A 19,559-nucleotide genomic window follows, 5' to 3' on the forward strand; every position below is an offset into this window, starting at 1 on the left:
CGTCAGGAGCATGCGACGTCCGTCAAGTGGGGCTGTCCGCGCTGCGGTCCGCAGGGTTGCCTCGTCTCGGCGATGGTTCGACGAAGGCAAGCGTCCGGGGATGGTGTGATAGCCGAGATCGGCAGCGCCTCAGCGCGGTAGCCACCAAGGGGTTGGGCGTTCGCGTTCCCAGTGCAGCTCTGACTCCAGTTGCGCGGCAACCGAAATCAGGAGGGGTTCGGTGGAGGCTGTGCCCATTAGTTGGGCGCCGATGGGTAGGCCTGCGTTGGTGAAGCCGGCGGGGACGTTCACGCTCGGCCAGCCGAGGACGTTCCAAGGCCAGGTGTAGGGGCAGGCGGCGGTGATGAGGTTGTTGGTGGCATGAACGCCGATGTTGTCGATGTCTTCGGCGCGTGGGGGAGGAGTTGCGGTGGTGGGGGCCAGGACTAGGTCGTAGTCGTGGAAGAAGGTGCCGATGCGCTTGTGTAGCAAGGGTTCTGCTCGGCGGGCGGCGGATAGGGCTGGGCCGTCCAGTAGTCGGCCGAGGCGAGTATTGGCGGTGGTGCGTGGATCTACTTGGGCGCCAGGCAGTTTCTGGTGGGCCGCGCGGATGCCTGCCATGGATCGGGGGAGGAATGATGCGCCGATCATGAGGCCGTAGTGCAGATCCGCGATGGTGACCGTGTGGCCCAGCTTGCGCAGGGTGTCACCTATGCGTCGTACCGCGGCGGCGATTTCGGGGTCGAGGGCGGTCCTGGTCGCGGTGAACGGGGTGCGTAGCGAGAGTGCGATGCGCAGTCGGCCGGGATCGCGGCCCACCGCTTCGGTGGCGGAAATCGCTGGGGGAGTGTGTAAATCGCCTTGATGCGGCCCTGCCGCGACGTCGAGGAGCAGCGCGGCGTCGGCGACCGTGCGCGCCAACGGCCCGTTGACGGTGAGTCCGTAGAACGCTTCGGCGTGCGGCCAGGTCGAGATCCGCCCGCGCTGCGGTTTGATGCCGACGAGATTGGTCCACGACGCCGGGATGCGGACGGAGCCCGCACCGTCGGAACCCAGTGCGGCGGGCACCAATCCGGCCGCCACCGCAGCCGACGAGCCACCGGAGGAGCCGCCGGGTGTGTGATCGGCGGACCACGGATTCCGGGTGACCCCGAAGGAAGCCGCGCTGGTGAACGGCAGCTGCCCGAGCTCACACGTATTGGTCTTGCCGACGATCACCGCGCCGGCCGCACGCAGTCGCCGAACCGATTCGGCGTCTTCGGTTTTCGGTGGGAAGTCGCCGCCACAGCCGAATGCTGTTGGCTCGCCCGCGATATCGGTGTCGTCCTTCACCGCGATCGGCACCCCGAGCAACGGCAGCCGTTCGCCCGCCGCAAGCCGCCGGTCGGCGCCGGCCGCCTCGGCGAGTGCGCGCTCCCGGCGCACGATCCGGAACGCGTTGAGCGTCGGCTGCGACGCGTCGATGCGGTCGAGGACGGCGCTGACGGCGGTGACGGAGCTGATCGTGCCCTGCGCGATGGCGGCGGCATGGTCGGCGAGGCCGAGGTCACCGGTCTGCGTCTCGGAGGTTTGCCGAGTGAGGTCCGTCATGTAGGGGCTCCGTCTCGTTGTGCTTTCGGAAGACGGTAGCGCGCAACTGGTCAAGTGACTATTTCACCTTCGGTATCCAGCCCTGCTTCCCTGACTTGGCGCATCGATTCCCGACTTCTACCGGCCGATCTATAGACATACATACCGAATGTATGTAACAGTGGTCGGACCGCGACGCACTGGAGGAACGATGGGAATCAGCACCGAACTCGGCCGCACACACGAGGTGGACCTGCCCGGCGGCCGTATCCGATACCACGACACGGGGGAGGGCTCACCGGTCGTATTCGTGCACGGCCTGCTCGTCAACGCGGACCTGTGGCGCAAGGTCGTCCCTGGCATCGCCGCAGCGGGTCACCGCTGCCTGACCCCGGACTGGCCGCTCGGTTCGCACCAGATCCCGATCCCGGATGCGAACCTGACCGTGCCCGGCCTCGCCGACCTCATCGCGTCCTTTCTCGACCGCCTGGACCTGACCGATGTCACCGTGGTCGCCAACGACACCGGCGGCGCACTCACCCAGGTCCTGATGACCCGCCATCCGGCCAGGATCGGTCGCGTGGTGCTCGCCTCGGTGGACAGCTACGAGGCCTTCATGCCGCCGCCGTTCAACGTGTTCACCTGGCTGGCCAAGATCCCGGGCTCGATGCGCCCGGTGGTCGAGGTGGCGCGCATTCGTGCGCTGCATTCGACGCCGCTGGTGTTCGGCTTGATCGCCAAACGCCCGCTGCCGCCGGAGATCGCCGACTCCTACCTGGCGGGCAGCCGCCAATCCGGCGCCGTCCGCAAGAACCTGCGCCTGTTCCTGAAGAACGCGAAGGCCCGCTACACGCTGGAAGCCGCGTCCCATTTCGGCTCGGTCGAGATCCCGGTGCTTGTGGTGTGGGCGGGCGAGGACAAGATCTTCCCGGTGTCCTACGCCGAACGCCTGGTCAGGGACCTGCCGAACGCGACGCTGAAGATCATCGACGATTCCTACACCTTCCTCTCGGAGGACCAGCCCGAGTTGCTCACCGAGTCGATCCTGGAGTTCACTCGGCTGCATGCCACGCCGTAGCCAGGAGGACCGCTCCCGTACCACCAGGGCCGCGCTCGAGCAGATCGGCCGACGGCTGTTCACCGAGCGCGGCTTCGCGGCGACCTCGGCCGAGGAACTCGTCACCGAGGCGGGGGTCACCCGCGGCGCGCTGCACCACCACTACGGCGACAAGCGCGGCCTGTTCCTCGCGGTCTTGGAGCAGATCGAGATCGAAACCACCGCGGAGATCGAAACAGCCATCGGCACAGTCGATCCCGACGATGTGATGGCAGGCATGGCGGTCGGCCTCAGTGTCTTTCTCGAGGCCTGTCAGCGTCCAGCGATGCTGCGTATCGCCCTCACCGACGCGCCCGCGGTGATGGGTTGGCAGGCCTGGCGCGAGTTCGAAAGCCGGCACGGTCTCGGCATGATCACCGCCATGCTGGAACGCGCGCGCGGCGCGGGCTTGATCGCCGACTGCCCCGTTCAGATGCTGGCGCAACTCTTGCTCAGCGCGCTCACCGAGTCGGCCTTGATCGTCGCGCACGCCGACGACCCGGACCGTGCCCGCGCCGAGGCGCAGCAGGCGGTGCTGCTGCTGATCTCCGGCATCGTGCGGACCTGAATCAGCTCGGGCGGGAATCCGCGCACCCCTGCTGATCTACTCCACGAATCGCAGCTCCACCTGCGGTAACTCGATCATGACCCGGGCGCAGACGGCACGATGCCAGGTGGCCGGGTACCGCGTGTCCGGCTCGTGCCGGGAATAGTCGTCGTTGGTTCGATACGTGTGCAGGCGCGGGGAGATCTCACCCGCGCCGATGGCGCCGACCATCGCCTCCACCACCTGCTCGGTCTCGTCGGCGATCTCGGCGAGCTCGCGGGCCGCGATGTCCGGAATCTGGAAGGCTCCCCGCTCCCACCGTTCTACGGTTCGCTCGGCGACGGCGAAGAGCCGGGCGCACCAGGGCACCGGCAAACCGAGTAGTTCACGAGTGGCCCGAAAACCTGCGGCGGTTCCGGTACCAAGTAGGTCGTCCAAATCCGAAAACCCCTCCCCAGCAGTACGGTAGAGAAAAAGGATAGGTCAGCGCGCCGACCGGCATGGTGGATTCGTCCGCGGAAGTGGCAGTGGGGTGCCGCGCCTGCCAGGGGCTGTCGGGTCTTCGTGGGAGGATGAGGCGTGCGTTTGTATCGGGATGTGGCGGTGGTGGTGCGCCAGCACAAGCTTGGCGAGGCGGACCGCATCGTCACGTTGCTGACCCGCCAGCACGGTTTGGTGCGCGCGGTGGCCAAGGGGGTGCGCCGCACCAAGTCGAGGTTCGGCGCCAGGCTGGAGCCGTTCGCCTACATCGACGTGCAGCTGCATCCGGGTCGCACGCTCGACGTGGTGACCCAGGTGCACACGGTGGAGGCGTTCGCCTCCGACATCATCGACGACTACGGCCGCTACACCACGGCCTGCGCGGTGCTGGAAACCGCCGAACGGCTGGCCGGCGAGGAGCGGGCGCCCGCGCCGCGGCTGCACGCGCTCACCGCGAGCGCGTTGCGCGCCATCGCAGCCAAGCAGCGGCCGCACGAGCTGATTCTGGACGCATTCCTGTTGCGCGCCATGGGTTTCGCGGGCTGGGCGCCCGCGCTGGACGAATGCGCCAAGTGCGCGACGCCGGGCCCACATCGCGCGTTCCATGTCGCAGCAGGCGGCGCGGTGTGCGTGCACTGCCGCCCGCCCGGGTCGGCGACACCGGCGCCGGGGGTGCTCGATCTGCTGGTCGCGCTGCTGCGCGGCGAATGGGAGTATGTCGAGACGGTGCCGGAGGGGGTGCGCAGGCAGGCCAGCGGTCTGGTCGCGGCGCACCTGCAATGGCATCTGGAACGGCAGCTGCGCACATTGCCGCTGATCGAGCGGTCGACCCCGGTGCGCGCCCCCGCCTGATCGCCTGCGTCGGTGGAGACCTTCACAAGGCCTCCACAACCATCAGGCAGGATAGGGGCCGTGATCCTCCGCCGAGACTCCTCCACCGCGACCAAGCCGGGGGCGACCCGCACCGTTCGGCCGCCCTCGCAGCATCCCTCGGGCGCTCGTCCGCCGGAAATACCGGCCGTGCTGGTGCCCAACCACGTCGCACTGGTGATGGACGGCAACGGCCGGTGGGCGCAGGAACGCGGGTTGCCGCGCACCGCGGGCCACGAACGCGGCGAGGCCGTGCTGATGGACACCGTCGAGGGCTGCATCGAGATCGGCGTGAAGTGGCTGTCGGCCTACGCCTTCTCCACCGAGAACTGGCGGCGCAGCCCCGAGGAGGTGCGCTTCCTGATGGGCTTCAACCGCGACGTGATCCGGCGCCGCCGCGACGAGATGCACGAGATGGGCGTGCGGGTGCGCTGGGCCGGCCGCCGACCTCGGTTGTGGCGCAGCGTGATCAACGAACTCGAGACCGCCCAGGAGCTGACCAAGGACAACACGGTGATGACCCTCACCATGTGTGTCAACTACGGCGGCCGGGCCGAAATCGCCGACGCGGCAAGGGAAATCGCGCGGCGGGTGGCGGCGGGCGAGATCGATCCGGAGAAGGTCACCGAGTCGACGCTGGCGAAATACCTGGACGAGCCGGACATGCCGGACGTCGACCTGTTCCTGCGGCCGTCCGGCGAATTCCGCAGCTCGAACTTCCTCATCTGGCAGTCCGCCTACGCCGAATTCGTCTACCAGGACACCCTGTTTCCCGATTTCGACCGGCGCAATCTATGGCAGGCCTGCCTCGAGTACGCTTCGCGGGACCGGCGCTTCGGCGGCACCAAATGAACGGCGGTACGGACATGGAATCAACGGTGAGTCCGGAACACGAACTGCAGGCGCGGGCCGGTGCCTGCCTGTCGATCTACGACATCGATGTGCGCGTCGACCCCGAGGGCTCGATCGGCTTCGAATACGAGGGCTCACTGTGTTCGTTGCGCGCGGTGCGGCTGGCGCCCGGGCTCGACGTGCTGACACTGACCTGCGTGCTGGCCTGGGATCGTCCGGTCAAGGCGCAGCTGCACAAGCGGGTCGCCGAGCGGAACAACGAGCTGCAATTCGGCTCGCTGACCGTGATCGTGCGCGAGAAGCTCGCCGACGTCATCCTGCGGTACACCTTCCCGGCCGCCGGGCTCGACGACCAGGCGCTGGCCACGATGCTGGTGCTCGTGCTCTCCGGAGCCGGGCGCGCCCGGCAGGGTTTGCTGCTGCCCTGACCGCCTGATTGCCGGTCGTCGATCGGCATCCTGCTCGGTCCGGTGAGTACCGGACCGAGCGGCGAAACCTATGCTCGGCAGTCAGAACAAGGGCTGTGAACCGTTAGACAACCAGACTGCCCAAATCTGAAGCGACGGCTTGCAGCAGTTTGGCCTGGACCAAAGCGAAACGTTCGGGTCCGAGGGTAAATGGTGAGTTTTCTCCTCCAGAGTACCTGGCGAATGCTTCACCAATCTTGATCCGTTTGCTAGCCACAGCGCCTGGTTTTCCGTGGTCGACATCATGCTGTAGTCCTGTGCGCAGTAGATTGACATCTTCAAAGGATTTCGGAAAAGATCCCGTGAGCCGTTGTCCGGTCCCTTCTCGGAGCAGAAAATAGAGATCTCCGACCAATGCCGAATATGATTCGAAGCTGTCTATGGGTTCGCGTATATTTCCCAATGCAGTCGCGGTGCGATTGGTCATCTTGAAAAGATCCATGCCGTGTTTGGCTGAATAGAATTCATTGACCTTCGCTATCAGCTGCCGTACCTCTTTGCCTAGTAAGTCTAGCTCGATCGACATTCCTGCTTCAATCGTCGATTCCAGTCCAACAACATCAACCCACCGAGGGTCTGAGAGCATAAGCTTGCGGGAAAGAATTGAATGCCGATCTCTCGGGCCCGACTTTACGTTGGAGGAGAGGGTACGCTGGAATTCGAGGTAGGTTGCGTCTGTTGCCTTGATGCCGAGTTCGTTCTGTCGCGCCAACTCGGCAGTGAACTCTTCGAAGTACTCGTACAGCTGAGACTCGGTTCCGCTCGATCGTCCGGTAGCTAGTATGGTGGAGGTGAGGGTGATCAACGACTGAATAGTGCTACGGTTCCTGAGGATTGGGCTCTTCGATTTGAATGCTGAATTGAGGTAGTCAAGCGTGGATGTCAATCTCTTTGCAACGTTTGAATCTTCAGAGAAGTTCAGCTGTGATTCGGCCAGTCTTTTCAGGTCATCGTAGCGAAGTCGTACATCGAAGCCATCTATTTCGATTGCCAAAGCTTTGGTGGCTATATCGAAATAAGCCTTCCGAGTATCTCGTATGGAGACTTTCTCGGTGAAGAAAGGATGTTTTGCCAGAGTCCGTGCGAAGCGGGTCATTCCACTATGGATGGAGTTGAGCTTCTGTATCCACCGAACGCTGCTGCCGAAGCATCGGAGAGGCGTAGTCCGCCTTCATGGAATTCCCAGATCGTGGCAAGGCGTTGCTGACCGTCAACAACATCGAACTCGTCGGGATCGCTAGATGTCTTGGCGAAGTAGAATTTCGGCAGTTTCCAGCCATTCAGGATGGAGTCGATTAGTAACTGTTTGTGATCGAGAGACCAGACTTCATCGCGCTGCCAGTCCGGGATGTCGTAGCGGCCACGCCGCTTGTAGATCTTGTCAAGCGCCATCTTCCGCGCTTCCATCTTCATCAAATCTCCCCAGAGCATTTCGGCACGGCCGATATACGGTCCACAGCCAGGACAGGCCAGGCGAGATACTTTAGTGGTCTTGGCAGGCTCATGCACGCTGTTTTGGGCAATACGGATCTTGCCGGGGTCGGCGAAATACGACTGCGGGGTGCGTGTCGTGACAGGCGCAGGTGGACGCGGCGGGCGTGGCGGGTCAGTCGGGCTGGGATCGAGAACAGCTGCAGCCGTATGGTTTTCGCTTCCCAACGGCGAGCTGGGTCCTCGCCGAAGGCGAGGGTCTGGGTCCAGGCTGTGAGGTCGAGTGCCAGGGCGATGAGGGCGAGCCAGATGCGGTTGGCGACGATAAGGCGTATCTCGGGTGGCCATCTGGACAACTCGGCGATGCCGGTGGCTTCGGTGACCCAGGCGCCGTCGCGGACCTCGCCGTCGGCGTCGTAGGCCGGGGTCCAATCCTGCGGCGTGAGATGGGTGTCCATGGCTTCGATGATCTCGTCGGTGAGGGTGAATCCGATCGAGTACTGCACCCGACGGCGGTGGCAATAGTCCAGGAATTCATGGGTGCCTCCGCCGGAATCAGTGCGCACCAACACTTTCCGGCCGGCCCGCCACGACGTGGTCCACGGCAACTGCGCCAGAGCCTCACCCAACACCTGTTTATGATCAGCGGCGGTATTGCTGCCGGCGTTGCCCGGGCGCAGCATCGCCGGGGCAGGCTCACCGGTGCCGGTCTCACCGTGGTCGATGAACGCCCACAATGGGTGGAATCCGAACCCACGTTTGAATGTCGGTGCCGCCTTCTCCTTCTCCGAATGCGCATCGGTCAAGGTGGCATCGACATCGATCAGCAACGGATGCTCGGCATCGATCCCATGATCAGGGGCGTGCTCGCCTGCCAGCGTCCATGCCCGCGATCGGGCGTCAGCACGAGCAGACGCTATGGCCGCCAACGCTTTCGGCGCATCCGCCGCCAGCATCTTCACCAGCCGTGACACCGTCGGATCCGACGGTGTCACACCGAACACACCCGGCTCGGCCCGCGGCAACTTCAGGTCTGAGACACAGTCACCGCCGACCGCGAGCAACACCGCCAGATCCAGCAACACGATCTTGCCCGGATCATGGGTGGCCATCGGTTTACGCCACAACGCCATGTTCGCTGACAAGCCACCGACCAGACCGACCCGCTCCGCGGTCCGCAACACAACACCGACCCGGACTGCGACACAACCCCCGACCCAGTACCGTCGACAACCAACGCCGGATACGGCGAGATAGACTTGCGCACCAGAAGGGGGTGCTCCTCACTCGCGATGATTTTCCCTCAGCAAGAAGGATTATCGCAGGTCAGAGCCCCCTTCGTCTTTTTCAACGCACGCCGCCAATTTCGGTGAATCCGCGAGGCTAGTCCGCGGACAATGCGGTGGCCTCCTGGACGGTGAGGCTCCCGGACGGACAGGAACGCGAGATCCATCTGGCACATCGCACTCTGGGTTCGAGCGAATAGTGGGGTGTGCGTCGTGTTTCACGGCTTTGCGTGCGGACCTCGGTGTGGAATTACCCCGATGTCGGGGCTTGCAAACGTGCTGTCGAGGCCGTCGAGTTGCTGATGGATGCGCTGGACGTCGCCGGTGCGGTGTTGGGTCAGGTACAGCTCGAGGGCGCGCTGCCAGGCGTCGCGCGCGTGGTCCTGCTGGCCGAGCGCGGCGTGGGTTTCTCCGAGGTGATCCAGCACGGTGGCTTCGTTGAGGGCATCGCCCAGATCGTGGAACAGGGCGATGGCCTGGTGCCCATAGACCAGCGCTCGGGTGTGCCTACCGGTGCGTAAAGCGATGTAGCCCAACAGGTTCAGTGCGTGTGCTTCCCCTTGCGGGTAATGATGTCGGCGAAACACGGGAAGGGCGTCCGTGCAGAGGGTGTCGGCGTGCGGGTAGTGGCCGAGCAGAGCGTGGCGCCAGGCCACTATCTGGAGCGCCACGGCGTACCAGACGGGATGGTCGAGCTCCTGGAACAGGTCCGAGGCGCGGGTGGCGTGTGCCAAGGCGCGGTGGTCGTCGTGCTCGAGAAGTTGCAGGGCACCAGCAAGTGTCAGGTGGATCAGGGCCCGTTCGGTCACGTCGTCGGTGTCCTCGATGATGGCGAGGGCCCGCTCGAGGTGCTCGACCGCGGAGTCGCGGTGTCCGGCAAGCGAACAGAGATGCCCGAGGCGTCGGTGCGCCTGGGCGACCGCAGCCGGACGGCCCAACCGGTTGGCCGCGGTCAGCGCGTCACGCCAGACCACGAGGCCATCGTGCAGGAGGCCTCGCCGCAGATGGAAGCCGGTCAGTGCCCAGGCCAGCTGCCACACCACCACGGACCAGCCCTGCGCAACGACGAACTTTTGGGTGGCCAGCAGATCGGGGTGCTCGGCATCGAACCACGCCATCGCACTGGTCAGATCGGGCAGCGGGTGCTGGTCACCGCTGGGGAGGCGCTGGCCGAGATCCACCGGTGGTGATTGCGGGTCGATCAGTTGTGCACCGGCGTGGGCGGTGGCCAGATAGAAGTCCACCAGCCGCCGCATCGCTGAGGTACGGGCGTTTTCGGTGAGATCACGTCCGGCCCGCTCAGCGGCGTAGAGGCGAACGAGGTCGTGCATACGGTAGCGGTTCGGCGCGTGTTGTTCGAGCAGATATGCGGCTTCGAGTTCGCGAAGCAGGACACGGGTATCGGCGACGGCTGCGGAACCGAGCGCCGCAGCCGCAGGCAGGCTGATGTCCGGAGCGGGCATCAGACCCAGCAGGCAGAACAGCTGCGCGCCCGCGGGAGTGAGCGCGTGATAGGACCAGGAGAACACCGCGCGCGGATGTAGCGGGCTGTCGCCAGGATCCAGGGTGTCCAATCGGGTTGCGCGGTCCCGAAGTTCGTCAGCAAACACGGCAAGCGGAAAGCCGGTGTGCACGGCCGCACGCGCGGCCACGATGCCAACCGCCAGCGGCAATCCCGCACACCCGTCGAGCAATGCGTCGACCGAATGAGGCTCGGCGGCCAGCCTGTCCGCGCCGAGGCGGTCGGCCAGCAACTGCCGGGACTGGTGCTGAGTCAACACATCCAGATTCATCGACCGCGCGCCATGCGCAGTGGCAAGGCTGGTGAGGTGGCGGCGGCTGGTGATCAGCACCGCACACGTCGGGCTCCCGGGTAACAGCGGAGTGACCTGAGCGGCATCGGCAGCGTTGTCCAGGACAACCAACATCTGTTTGTCGGCAACCAGGCTGCGGTACAACCCGACCTGGGCGTCCACCTCTTCGGGTACAGCGGTGGCGGGGACTCCCAACGCGTCGAGGAAGCCGCGCAACACAGTTTCGGGCAGCGTCGGTTCTCCTGAGGGGTCGAAACCTCGCAGATTCACGAACAGTTGCCCGTCGGGGAATCGGTCCAGGCGTTGGTGTGCCCACCGCAGCGCAAACGAGGTCTTGCCGATGCCGCCCATGCCCCCGATCGCGGAGATCACCACCGTCGAACCCGGCACGAAATCAGCGTCAAGCGTGGCCAATTCGCTAGCTCTTCCGGTGAACGACCGTGGTGGTGCCGGTAGCTGACGTGGCACCACAGCCCGTGCCCGCGCAGGCGACCAACCGGTGGAGGAGACCTCTAGTGTGGGGTGAGCGGTCAGGATCTGCTGGTGTAACCGCTGCACAGAGGGTGTGGGATAGGCTCCGAGCTCCTCCGCCAGCCGGGAACGGGTGCGCTGATAGTGGTCGAGCGCGTCAGCCTGGCGACCACTGCGATACAGAGCGACCATCAGCTGCGCCGCGAGGCGCTCATCCAGCGGATGGCGGGCGGCGCGAGCGTGGAGCACGGGAAGCAGGGTGGTGTGCAGGCCCCGGCGAAGTTGGGCATCGTGATAGTCGAGTTCGGCGGCGAAACGCTCTGCGTGCAAGGTGTCTCGGAGAGTGCCGATCCACGGCGTGTCCAGGCCGGCGAAGGCTTCCTCGCCGCGCCACAACCGCAAGGCCTCGTCGAGCGGTTCGGCGTTATCGGTGGCGCGCGCATCGTGGAGCAAACGGTGAAACCGGTGCAAGTCCACCGACTTTTCCTCGACGCGCAGCACATAGCCGCCGGAGCGGCGGTCGATGCTGAACCCCTCGGTGCCCGCGAACACCGCCCGCAATCGGGACAGGTAGGTGCGCAGCGTAGCGAAGGCCCGCAAAGGTAGCCGATCGCCCCAGATCCGTTCGGCCAACTGATCGGCGGACACGACCTGGTTGGCCTCGGCCAGCAGCGCCACCAGCACGCACCGCTGCCGCGCCGACCCGAGATCCAGCATTCGATCGTCGACGCATGCTTCGACCGGGCCGAGCACACCGATCCACACCGTGTCCCCCAGAAAGGTCTAGCCCCTTCATCTATCTTACCGGGGCCGTCACCAGCGGATTCAACGAATCCGCAACGTAGCCATGCCATCCGCTGAGAAAGGTTGGTCGTGTACGAGATTCAGGCACAGCCCGCACAACCGTGCACAGTTCGCCGCGCCTACAGCAGAAAAGGAAGTACTGACATGCGCAATCGTCTCGGAAAAGCGCTGGTGTGCGCCACTATGGCCGGATCGGCAATCGGATTGTTCGCAGCCCCGTCTCAGGCTGCGCCCGAGGCAGGAGGGGGGTACTGGAGTGATCACTGTGACTGGGGGCGGGCCTGTATTCAACATATCGGTGGTGCTTGGTACAACCTGGATGGCTGCGGCTTCCATGGCATCAATGACCTGTATACGCGGGCTCAGGCTCACGGCAACGGCTTCCGCGTCTATTACCAGGACGGCCGGACGGACGATGCCGCCGCATGGACCACCCGGGGGCTGGACCCCAACAACAGGGTCGTCAACGTGGAGGTGTGGTGCTGAGCCGGACTTAGGGGCTCCGGACCGGTGAGATCGCGTAGCGCCTGGCCGGGCTATCGGTCCCACAACTGGTAGCGCACCGCTGTCGCGGCTGGCTCGCAGTTGTCAGTATCGGGACGGGCCGGCCAGCGAATGGGGTCGGCCCAGGATACGGCGACGGTAGTCAGGCATCCTTCCGACAGGCAGGCATTTGCGCCAGTTCGCCGCGCCTACAGCAGAATAGGAATTGCAGACATGCACAATCGTCTCGGAAAAGCGCTGGTGTGCGCCACTATGGCCGGATCGGCAATCGGATTGTTCGCAGCCCCGTCTCAGGCTGCGCCCGAGGCAGGAGGGGGGTACTGGAGTGATCACTGTGACTGGGGGCGGGCCTGTATTCAACATATCGGTGGTGCTTGGTACAACCTGGATGGCTGCGGCTTCCACGGCATCAACGACCGGTATACGCGGGCTCAGGCTCACGGCGAGGCCTTCCGCGTCTATTACCAGGACGGCCGGACGGACGATATCGCCGCAGGGACGACCCGGGGGCTGGACCCCAACAACAAGGTCGTCAACGTGGAGGTGTGGTGCTGAGCCGGACTTAGGGTGTGCAGATAAAGGGTTAACCTCGACCCTCCGCCGGGCCTTCGGCCCGGCCTGATCGGGTTCGAATTGGTTTCCGGCGGCTGGTCTGCGACACCACCCCCGATCCGTCTCCGCCAACTTTCAGCGACGGATACCACGACGTAGATTGCCTCACCAGAAAGGTGCTCCTCGATACTGCCGATTCAACCTTAGACAAGTCGAATCATTGCAGTTCAGAGCACCTTTCGCCATTCCTGAGCCGCGATCAGCTCAACCTGCATGAATGCGCGAGGTTAGGGCGCTCCGTGGATCGCGAGGACTTAGGATTAAACGAGCGTCCATTTGGTTTGCATGTCGAAGCGTTGGACCTCGATGAGCATGTGGTCTGGCGGGCATCTCTGACGGGCCCATGACAACTGTCATGGCAGACACGTGACATGCGTGCGGGGTATTCGGGGCGCTGATGCGCGAACGTTGACCCATGACATCAGCACTGACGACCGCGGCCGTCTTCGCCGCGGCTGGCGGGTCGGGGCAGCGGGGCTCAGGGGCGACACCGGCGATCGAGCTGCACGATCTGCGCAAGAGCTTCGCGGTGCCCGGCGGCGGCGCGGTGCAGGCTGTCGACGGGCTCGACCTGGCGATCGAACCGGGCGAGATCGTCGCGTTCCTCGGGCCCAACGGCGCGGGCAAGACCACCACCCTCGACATGGTGCTCGGCTTGGCGCGGCCGGACTCCGGCACCGTCGAGGTGTTCGGCGGCACGCCGACCGAAGCGCTTGCGGTAGGCCGGATTTCGGCGGTGCTGCAATCCGGCGGGCTGCTGCCCGATCTCACCGTCGGTGAAACCGTGCGGCTGGTCGGCACGCTGTACTCGGACGTGCGTCCGGTTGAGGAGGTGCTTGCCCGTGCGGGCATCGCCGATATCGCCGGTCGCATGGTCGGCAAATGCTCAGGCGGACAACGGCAGCGGCTGCGGTTCGCGCTCGCGCTGCTGCCCGATCCCGACCTCATCGTGCTCGACGAGCCGACCACCGGCATGGATGTCGAAGGGCGACGGGACTTCTGGAACGCGATGCGGCAGGACTCCGAGCGCGGCCGCACCGTCCTGTTCGCCACCCACTACCTGGACGAGGCCGACGCCTACGCCGATCGGATCGTGCTGGTCCGGGCCGGGCGGGTGGTCGCGGACGGCAGTGCCGCCGAGATCAAGAACCTGGCTTCGGGTCGCGCGGTCAGCGCCACCCTGCCCGGTGCCGTGCCGACCGGGCTGATCGCGCTGCCCGGCGTCGATGACGTCGAGGTGCGTGGCGAACGAATCATCGTGCACACCAAGGACTCCGACGCGGTAGCCCGCTACCTGCTCACCGAGACCACCGCGACCGATCTGGAAATCACCTCGCACAACCTCGAATCCGCGTTCCTGGCGCTCACCACCGGAGACAACTGACATGACAACCCTTGCCCCACAGGGCGTTACCCGGCATCGGCGGACTCCGCTCGGCGGCTTCAGTGCCGGATTCCTGCGCTTGGAACTGCGCAGGATGTTGCGCAATCGCCGCACGATGATCTTCACGCTGCTCATCCCGCCGCTGTTCTTCGTCATCTTCGGGCTGCAATCCGACTTCCGGACACAGTCTTTCGGTTCCGGCAATATGACCGGCTACGTTATGGTGTCGATGGCGGTCTACGGCGCGATGCTGGCCACCACCAGCGGCGGAGCCATGGTGGCGATCGAACGCGCGCAGGGTTGGAGCCGTCAATTGCGGCTCACCCCACTGCATCCGGTCGCCTACATCGCCACCAAGGTCACCGTCGCCATGGTGCTCGGGCTGGCCTCGGTCGGCGCGGTCTTCGTCGTCGGCGCGATCCTCGGTGCACAGCTGACCCCGGTCGCGTGGGTGAGTTGCTTCCTGCTCGCCTGGATCACTTCGCTGGTCTTCGCGGCGTTCGGCCTGTTCGTCGGCTACCTGTTGCCGTCGGAGAACGTGATGCAGCTGCTCGGGCCGTTGCTCGCGGTGTTGTCGTTCGCGGGTGGGCTGTTCGTTCCGCTGGGCGGTTGGTTCGGGACGGTGTCGAAGGTACTCCCGACCAACGGTGTCGCCACGCTGGCGCGGATCCCGTTCGGCGACACCAGCGCGGGGGCGATCGCGTTGGCGGTTCTCAACGTGGTCGTCTGGGCCGCGGTGTTCGTCGGGGGTTCGGCGATGCTGTTCCGTCGTGACACGTCTCGCTGACCTATCCGGTGCCCCATGGCGCGGCCGTCCCCGAGGGGTGGACGGCCGCGCTGCGCTGTTCCTTGTCACAGCGGACGCGGACATCCGGGCCTTGCACCGGAATCGGGTGGTGCTGCTCGACGCGAAGTCTCGTCTCGATACCGGCGTTCGCTGGGATGTCGAGCAGGGTTCTGTACCGTCTGTCCTTGTGATCGACCGAGGCGCGCGACAACTCCCGCACGACCCGTCGCACGCCGGGGGTACGGCATGGACGTGAGGTCACGGCTCGCGTCGCTGCGCGACGGTGGGGCGCTCGGCTTGATCGATAGCATGGTCTCCGACGGCGCCACGGTGAACAGTCGGCGGCGCGGCTGGTTCGGTGCGCTGATGTCGACGGCCTGGATGTCGTACATGATCGCGCCGATCCTGCAGGCATGGTCCGACGGTGAGCGGCTGCGAGTGGCGCTCGCGGTGCCGGCGTTGCTCATCTACGCGGCGTTGGTCCTCAGTGCGTTCGTCATTTTCCGCCGCCGCAAGGTGGACGCCTGGGTGGATCGGGCCGATCCCAGGCTGTGGCCGTTTCTCGCCGGTATGGCCGCGGGCACGGCCGCCCTGATCGCGTTGCTCGGTCCGGTTGCGCTGCCCACCACGATCTTCGTCGCGGTGACCGCGATCTTCCATATGCCGGGGCGCGAGTCCGGATACGTGACGCTCGCCGTCGTGCTCGTGCTCCTGTTTCTGCCCGTGATCGTCCCGAGTCTGTCCGGGCTCGGGTTCTACTTCGCCTTCATCCCGGTCGTGATCTGGGTGGCCAGGCAGTTGGGCCTGCGTGGCGAGCGGCTCGGGGAGCTGGCCCGTAAGCAGCGTGCCGAGCTCGACATCGTGGAGGAACGTAACCGGGTGGCGCGCGACGTGCACGATATCCTCGGCCACTCGCTGACCGTGATCACGGTGAAAACCGAACTCGCGCAACGGCTCATCGATGTCGACCTGGTACGGGCCAAGACCGAGCTGGCCGATATCGAGCGGCTCGCGCGGGAGGCGCTCGCCGGGGTGCGTGACACCGTCGGCGGGCTGCGGGAGGTCACGTTGCGCGGCGAACTCGCGAACGCGCGAACAGCATTGGCTGCCGCGAATATCGCCGCGGATCTGCCGGAGGTCGAAAACGCGCCGCACAGTGAGTTGTTCGGCTGGGTGCTGCGCGAGGCGATCACCAACGTGATCCGGCACAGCGCCGCCGAACACTGCACGGTGACGGTTACGCCGACGAGTATCGAGGTGGTCGACGACGGGCGCGGGGTCGACGGGGCGGTAGGGTCCGGCTCCGGGCTGGCCGGTCTTCGTGCCAGGGTCAAGGCCGCGGGCGGAACCCTGACGTTGTCCGCGCCGGAAGGCGGGGGAGTGCGCGTCCGTGCGACCATCCCCGAGTAGGGCGTTTCCGACGCCAGGTGTTCTTCGAAACAGGAAGTGGGACAGATGATCCGGCTGTTGCTCGCCGACGACCAAGCGCTGGTCCGTGGCGCGCTCGCGGCGTTGCTCGGACTGGAATCCGACCTGGAGGTGGTCGGCGAGGTCGGCCGCGGTGACGAGGTGGTCGACGCCGTCGCCCGCACGAACCCCGACGTAGTGCTGCTCGATGTGGAAATGCCCGGCCTGGACGGCATCTCGGTCGCCGCGCAGCTGCACGCCGCGTACCCCGACGTTCGCGTGCTGATGGTGACCACCTTCGGCCGACCCGGATATTTACGCCGCGCGATCGATTCGGGTGCCAGTGGGTTCGTGGTAAAGGACACTCCGGCAAGGGAATTGGCCGACGCGGTCCGCCGGGTCCAGATGGGCCTGCGGGTGGTCGATCCGGCCCTGGCCGCCGAAACCCTCACCGCGGGCACCTCGCCGTTGACCGAACGTGAACGCGAGGTACTGTCCGCCGCCGCCGAAGGCGCGACGGCGGGCGCCATCGCCAAACAACTACACCTCTCGGAAGGCACTGTCCGTAACCATCTTTCGGCCGCGATCGGCAAGACGGGCACCTCCACCCGCGCCGAAGCCGTTCGCGCCGCCGAACGCCTCGGCTGGCTCTGACGTCCTGGCAACCGATTCGAATTGTCGGACACACTCGGGGTGGACCGGAGGTGTGCGCCGGACAGCAGGCACATCCGCGTCCTAGGCGATTACGGCAGTTCGACCCGGGTGCGGTCGGTATCGACGGCGCGCGCCTGGCGGGCCGTCGAGCTGCAGAGGCGCGCAGTGCAGAGAGGGCGCACACAGGACTTACACAACAGATCCGCAGAGGAGTCCCACCCTTCGCTCGTACGGTCGGGGTTCAGGTCGGGACAATTCACATATAAGGCGCAGTCATGGCAGAAGCGGAAAACACCGGGGAAAATGCCCCGGCGCAGCATACGAATCCAGCGGCGGCACCGAAGCCGCCATCGCGGCTGGCGGCGCGCTGGCGGGGCTCACGCCCGTTGCGGATCGCGAGCGCGGTGCTGGTCGCCGTGGTGATCGGCGGTGTCGGATTCGGCGCGGGGCTGGCCGTCGGCGGTGGCGATGGTCATCACCACGGCGGGCATCAGCTGACAGCCGCCCATCGTTTCGGGCGGGATGAGGGACCGAGAATGCATCGGTCCGAGCGTGGCGACAGGCCGGGTCGTGGGGACCGTCCCGGTGCGCCGGGCGACAACGGCTCGGCGCCCGGAGCGCCTGCGCCGCCGACCGTGACGCCGACACCGAGTCCGGCGCCCCGTTGATCACTGGCACGGCCAGCCGCCATGTCGAATCGCGGATGGCCGTGCCACGCACGGCGATCGATGGCCGACCGGGCCATCGGCCGATCGACACCCCGATCTCGTTGCCTAGCTGACGGACGAGATCAGCACGGAGACAGGCGAATACGGCTAGGTGGATCGCTTGCCACCCGGCTGTGGCCGGACACGTGTCAGCCGCATGCGCGGTCTGCGGCTGACATCGGCTGTGCGCTAGGCGATTACGGCAGCACGACGCACGCGGGGCCGAGGTTGATGCCGGTCCCGACGTTCACCGTCGTCATGATGTAGGACTCGCCCTGGATGTACTCGGCCGCCCAGATATCGTGCTTGCCCTTCTTGGCTGGGGTCCAGGTCGTGCTCGCCTTACCGGACGCGTCCGCGACCTGGGTGACCGGCTTGAACGTGTCGATGGTCCGTCCGCCCTCGACGTCGTCCAGGAAGGTCACGGTTGCGCCGGGTCGCGCGGTCGCGGTGACCGTGTAGGAGCAGCCCGCACCGTAGCCACCACCTGAGCTACCGAAACTCAGTCCGGGTGCGACGTCGACGCGGGTGACCGAGGCCCCCGCGGTCGGGGCGGCGAGTGCGATCGCGGCGGTCAGCGCGCCGAGTGTGGTCAGCGTGGCGGCGGTCTTCTTTGAAACGGTCACAGCAGTTTTCCCTTCCGACAAAACCGATTTCCCCGCGAGGGGCCGTCCCGACACTTGCACAGGTGGTGTCCGCGATCAATGGCCCGGCGCGGATCGGCGGGCCGGTAGTTCCATGGGGTCTATCCGCATTGGCCGGTCTCGCCGCTACCGAATCAGGGACGTCCCTGATGTGCCGCCACGGCTTTTGGTGTTTGCTCGCTGTACTGGCCGGATGAACCAGTCGAAGGAGCGTGTGTCGTGAATGCTGCCATCGTCAGCACCTGGATGTGGTTGGCGCTCGAGATCGCCCTGCGGCTGCGGGATCGCTTGCGCCGCAAGGGATCGACCGAGCACGACCGGGGCACCCGGCTGACCATCGTGCTGCTCGTCGCGGTCGCCGTCAACGGTGCCGTCGTCGTCGCGGCCTTGCTGCCCGCGACCAGTGCGTTCCAGTTACCGGGTCGAGCACACCTGCCGTGGGAGATCGCCGGGCTCGCGATCATGTGGCTGGGGTTGGTCGTGCGAGTCTGGGCGATCACCGTGCTCGGCAGCTCGTTCCGGACGACCGTCGAGGTCGACACCGACCAGACCGTCGTCGATCGTGGGCCGTACCGCTGGGTGCGCCATCCCTCCTACACCGGCGTCCTGCTGATCACCACCGGCCTCGGCCTCGCCGCGGGCAATTGGCTCTCGCTACTCATCGCCGTCGCGCTGCCCGTGTTCGCGCTGAGCAGACGGATCGACGTGGAAGAGCGGGCGCTGGTCGAGACCATCGGCCGCCCGTACGAGACATACCGAGCGGGGACCAAACGGCTTGTCCCCGGCCTGTGGTAATCATTCGTCATCCGCTCGCTGATAGTCATCTGAGAATCCGGCAAACGCGACACTTTTCGTCCGGTCTGGAGCGTTGAGACTGGTGAGAAGGCCAACCCGGCCACCACAAAGGAGTGCGGAATGAGCCTCATCGGGACCCTGCTCGGCTACGTGTTAACAGTGTTCATCGTGTTGCTGCTGGCGCGGATGGTGTTCGACTGGATGGCCGCGCTCGGCAACAGCCCGAGCTGGGCGAACCGTCCCCGCGAACTGACGCACGCCGCGACCGAGCCGGTGATCGCGCCGGTCCGGCGGGTGCTTCAGCCCATTCGGGCCGGCGGGTTGTCCATCGACCTTGCCTTCACCGTGGTGTTCATCGTCGCGCTGGTGCTGCGCGGGATCGCGTTCAGCCTCTGACGC

Annotated in this window: 20 protein-coding genes and 1 pseudogene; 13 read left to right on the top strand and 8 right to left on the bottom strand. The window is 65.7% G+C overall.

Annotation, left to right across the window (positions count from 1 at the left end):
• Positions 1-129: 129 nt before the first annotated feature.
• Positions 130-1,569, bottom strand: a complete 1,440-nt coding sequence (locus ACIBCN_RS00640; protein ID WP_396989335.1) for an amidase — start codon at positions 1,567-1,569, stop codon at positions 130-132.
• A gap of 190 nt (positions 1,570-1,759) precedes the next feature.
• On the opposite strand from ACIBCN_RS00640, the gene ACIBCN_RS00645 reads away from it, so the two are divergent.
• Both ACIBCN_RS00645 and ACIBCN_RS00650 read left to right on the top strand, forming a co-directional pair.
• A complete protein-coding gene (locus tag ACIBCN_RS00645) occupies positions 1,760-2,626 on the top strand; it encodes an alpha/beta fold hydrolase (RefSeq protein ID WP_396989336.1) in 867 nt (288 codons plus the stop codon).
• Positions 2,613-3,212 carry a TetR/AcrR family transcriptional regulator gene (locus ACIBCN_RS00650; protein WP_396989337.1) on the top strand — a complete coding sequence of 200 codons (600 nt, stop codon included), beginning with the start codon at positions 2,613-2,615 and terminating at the stop codon, positions 3,210-3,212. Before ACIBCN_RS00645 ends, ACIBCN_RS00650 begins: the two co-directional genes overlap by 14 nt.
• 36 nt (positions 3,213-3,248) lie before the next feature.
• Here ACIBCN_RS00650 and ACIBCN_RS00655 read toward each other — a convergent pair whose 3' ends face one another.
• On the bottom strand, positions 3,249-3,629 hold the full coding sequence (locus ACIBCN_RS00655; protein ID WP_396989338.1) for a DUF1870 family protein: 381 nt from the start codon (positions 3,627-3,629) through the stop codon (positions 3,249-3,251).
• A 141-nt stretch (positions 3,630-3,770) separates the two neighbouring features.
• Here ACIBCN_RS00655 and recO point away from each other — a divergent pair, with 141 nt between their 5' ends.
• Genes recO through ACIBCN_RS00670 form a run of 3 tightly spaced genes read left to right on the top strand, consistent with a single transcriptional unit; the run spans position 3,771 to position 5,821 of the window.
• Entirely contained in the window at positions 3,771-4,523 is a 753-nt protein-coding gene (recO, locus tag ACIBCN_RS00660; RefSeq protein WP_364728322.1) for a DNA repair protein RecO, read from the top strand.
• Positions 4,524-4,583: 60 nt separating this feature from the next.
• Positions 4,584-5,393 carry an isoprenyl transferase gene (locus tag ACIBCN_RS00665; RefSeq protein WP_396989339.1) on the top strand — a complete coding sequence of 270 codons (810 nt, stop codon included), beginning with the start codon at positions 4,584-4,586 and terminating at the stop codon, positions 5,391-5,393.
• Positions 5,390-5,821: a YbjN domain-containing protein gene (locus tag ACIBCN_RS00670; RefSeq protein WP_396967476.1), complete on the top strand. Its 432-nt coding sequence runs from the start codon at positions 5,390-5,392 to the stop codon at positions 5,819-5,821. Before ACIBCN_RS00665 ends, ACIBCN_RS00670 begins: the two co-directional genes overlap by 4 nt.
• A 103-nt stretch (positions 5,822-5,924) precedes the next feature.
• Here ACIBCN_RS00670 and ACIBCN_RS00675 read toward each other — a convergent pair whose 3' ends face one another.
• From ACIBCN_RS00675 to ACIBCN_RS00690, 4 genes and pseudogenes are all read right to left on the bottom strand, one after another.
• Positions 5,925-6,956, bottom strand: coding sequence for a hypothetical protein (locus ACIBCN_RS00675; RefSeq protein ID WP_396989340.1), 1,032 nt, complete (start codon positions 6,954-6,956; stop codon positions 5,925-5,927).
• Complete coding sequence (locus ACIBCN_RS00680) at positions 6,953-7,273, bottom strand: DUF262 domain-containing protein (protein WP_396989341.1); 321 nt, start codon at positions 7,271-7,273, stop codon at positions 6,953-6,955. The genes ACIBCN_RS00675 and ACIBCN_RS00680 overlap by 4 nt, the downstream gene beginning before the upstream one ends.
• Positions 7,273-8,558: pseudogene (locus ACIBCN_RS00685) on the bottom strand (IS1380 family transposase). Before ACIBCN_RS00685 ends, ACIBCN_RS00680 begins: the two are co-directional and overlap by 1 nt.
• A 237-nt stretch (positions 8,559-8,795) precedes the next feature.
• Positions 8,796-11,627 (bottom strand): BTAD domain-containing putative transcriptional regulator, encoded by a 2,832-nt coding sequence (locus ACIBCN_RS00690; protein WP_396989342.1) that lies wholly within the window; start codon positions 11,625-11,627, stop codon positions 8,796-8,798.
• A 183-nt stretch (positions 11,628-11,810) separates the two neighbouring features.
• Between ACIBCN_RS00690 and ACIBCN_RS00695 the strand changes: the two genes are divergently transcribed.
• The 6 genes from ACIBCN_RS00695 to ACIBCN_RS00720 all read left to right on the top strand — a co-directional run bounded on the left by ACIBCN_RS00695 (position 11,811) and on the right by ACIBCN_RS00720 (position 17,014).
• The gene (locus tag ACIBCN_RS00695) at positions 11,811-12,152 is read left to right on the top strand and encodes a hypothetical protein (RefSeq protein WP_396989343.1); all 342 of its coding nucleotides are present in this window, start codon (positions 11,811-11,813) and stop codon (positions 12,150-12,152) included.
• A gap of 231 nt (positions 12,153-12,383) precedes the next feature.
• Entirely contained in the window at positions 12,384-12,725 is a 342-nt protein-coding gene (locus ACIBCN_RS00700) for a hypothetical protein (protein ID WP_396989344.1), read from the top strand.
• Positions 12,726-13,197: 472 nt separating this feature from the next.
• The gene (locus tag ACIBCN_RS00705; protein ID WP_396989345.1) at positions 13,198-14,166 is read left to right on the top strand and encodes an ABC transporter ATP-binding protein; all 969 of its coding nucleotides are present in this window, start codon (positions 13,198-13,200) and stop codon (positions 14,164-14,166) included.
• Position 14,167: 1 nt separating this feature from the next.
• Entirely contained in the window at positions 14,168-14,953 is a 786-nt protein-coding gene (locus ACIBCN_RS00710) for an ABC transporter permease (RefSeq protein WP_396989346.1), read from the top strand.
• 246 nt (positions 14,954-15,199) lie between these two features.
• A complete protein-coding gene (locus ACIBCN_RS00715; RefSeq protein ID WP_396989347.1) occupies positions 15,200-16,363 on the top strand; it encodes a sensor histidine kinase in 1,164 nt (387 codons plus the stop codon).
• A gap of 45 nt (positions 16,364-16,408) precedes the next feature.
• Complete coding sequence (locus ACIBCN_RS00720; protein ID WP_396989348.1) at positions 16,409-17,014, top strand: response regulator; 606 nt, start codon at positions 16,409-16,411, stop codon at positions 17,012-17,014.
• 377 nt (positions 17,015-17,391) lie between these two features.
• Here ACIBCN_RS00720 and ACIBCN_RS00725 read toward each other — a convergent pair whose 3' ends face one another.
• Together ACIBCN_RS00725 and ACIBCN_RS00730 are read right to left on the bottom strand one after the other, a co-directional pair.
• On the bottom strand, positions 17,392-17,556 hold the full coding sequence (locus ACIBCN_RS00725) for a hypothetical protein (RefSeq protein WP_396989349.1): 165 nt from the start codon (positions 17,554-17,556) through the stop codon (positions 17,392-17,394).
• A gap of 362 nt (positions 17,557-17,918) precedes the next feature.
• Positions 17,919-18,347, bottom strand: a complete 429-nt coding sequence (locus ACIBCN_RS00730; RefSeq protein WP_396989350.1) for a hypothetical protein — start codon at positions 18,345-18,347, stop codon at positions 17,919-17,921.
• Positions 18,348-18,584: 237 nt separating this feature from the next.
• Here ACIBCN_RS00730 and ACIBCN_RS00735 point away from each other — a divergent pair, with 237 nt between their 5' ends.
• Positions 18,585-19,160, top strand: coding sequence for a methyltransferase family protein (locus tag ACIBCN_RS00735; protein WP_396989351.1), 576 nt, complete (start codon positions 18,585-18,587; stop codon positions 19,158-19,160).
• A gap of 120 nt (positions 19,161-19,280) precedes the next feature.
• Positions 19,281-19,556 carry a YggT family protein gene (locus tag ACIBCN_RS00740; protein WP_396989352.1) on the top strand — a complete coding sequence of 92 codons (276 nt, stop codon included), beginning with the start codon at positions 19,281-19,283 and terminating at the stop codon, positions 19,554-19,556.
• The last annotated feature ends 3 nt before the right edge of the window (positions 19,557-19,559 follow it).

The sequence above is a fragment of the Nocardia sp. NPDC051052 genome (assembly GCF_044456045.1).
Lineage (GTDB): Bacteria > Actinomycetota > Actinomycetes > Mycobacteriales > Mycobacteriaceae > Nocardia.

Bases quoted from the DNA above. Each gene is read 5' to 3' on its own strand.
- ACIBCN_RS00670 (WP_396967476.1), top strand. From the start codon at position 5,390: ATGAACGGCGGTACGGACATGGAATCAACGGTGAGTCCGGAACACGAA.
- ACIBCN_RS00680 (WP_396989341.1), bottom strand. From the start codon at position 7,273: ATGAAGATGGAAGCGCGGAAGATGGCGCTTGACAAGATCTACAAGCGG.
- ACIBCN_RS00645 (WP_396989336.1), top strand. From the start codon at position 1,760: ATGGGAATCAGCACCGAACTCGGCCGCACACACGAGGTGGACCTGCCC.
- ACIBCN_RS00740 (WP_396989352.1), top strand. From the start codon at position 19,281: ATGAGCCTCATCGGGACCCTGCTCGGCTACGTGTTAACAGTGTTCATC.
- ACIBCN_RS00720 (WP_396989348.1), top strand. From the start codon at position 16,409: ATGATCCGGCTGTTGCTCGCCGACGACCAAGCGCTGGTCCGTGGCGCG.
- ACIBCN_RS00640 (WP_396989335.1), bottom strand. From the start codon at position 1,569: ATGACGGACCTCACTCGGCAAACCTCCGAGACGCAGACCGGTGACCTC.
- ACIBCN_RS00675 (WP_396989340.1), bottom strand. From the start codon at position 6,956: ATGACCCGCTTCGCACGGACTCTGGCAAAACATCCTTTCTTCACCGAG.
- ACIBCN_RS00700 (WP_396989344.1), top strand. From the start codon at position 12,384: ATGCACAATCGTCTCGGAAAAGCGCTGGTGTGCGCCACTATGGCCGGA.
- ACIBCN_RS00710 (WP_396989346.1), top strand. From the start codon at position 14,168: ATGACAACCCTTGCCCCACAGGGCGTTACCCGGCATCGGCGGACTCCG.
- ACIBCN_RS00650 (WP_396989337.1), top strand. From the start codon at position 2,613: ATGCCACGCCGTAGCCAGGAGGACCGCTCCCGTACCACCAGGGCCGCG.
- ACIBCN_RS00715 (WP_396989347.1), top strand. From the start codon at position 15,200: ATGGACGTGAGGTCACGGCTCGCGTCGCTGCGCGACGGTGGGGCGCTC.
- ACIBCN_RS00725 (WP_396989349.1), bottom strand. From the start codon at position 17,556: ATGCATTCTCGGTCCCTCATCCCGCCCGAAACGATGGGCGGCTGTCAG.
- ACIBCN_RS00705 (WP_396989345.1), top strand. From the start codon at position 13,198: ATGACATCAGCACTGACGACCGCGGCCGTCTTCGCCGCGGCTGGCGGG.
- ACIBCN_RS00695 (WP_396989343.1), top strand. From the start codon at position 11,811: ATGCGCAATCGTCTCGGAAAAGCGCTGGTGTGCGCCACTATGGCCGGA.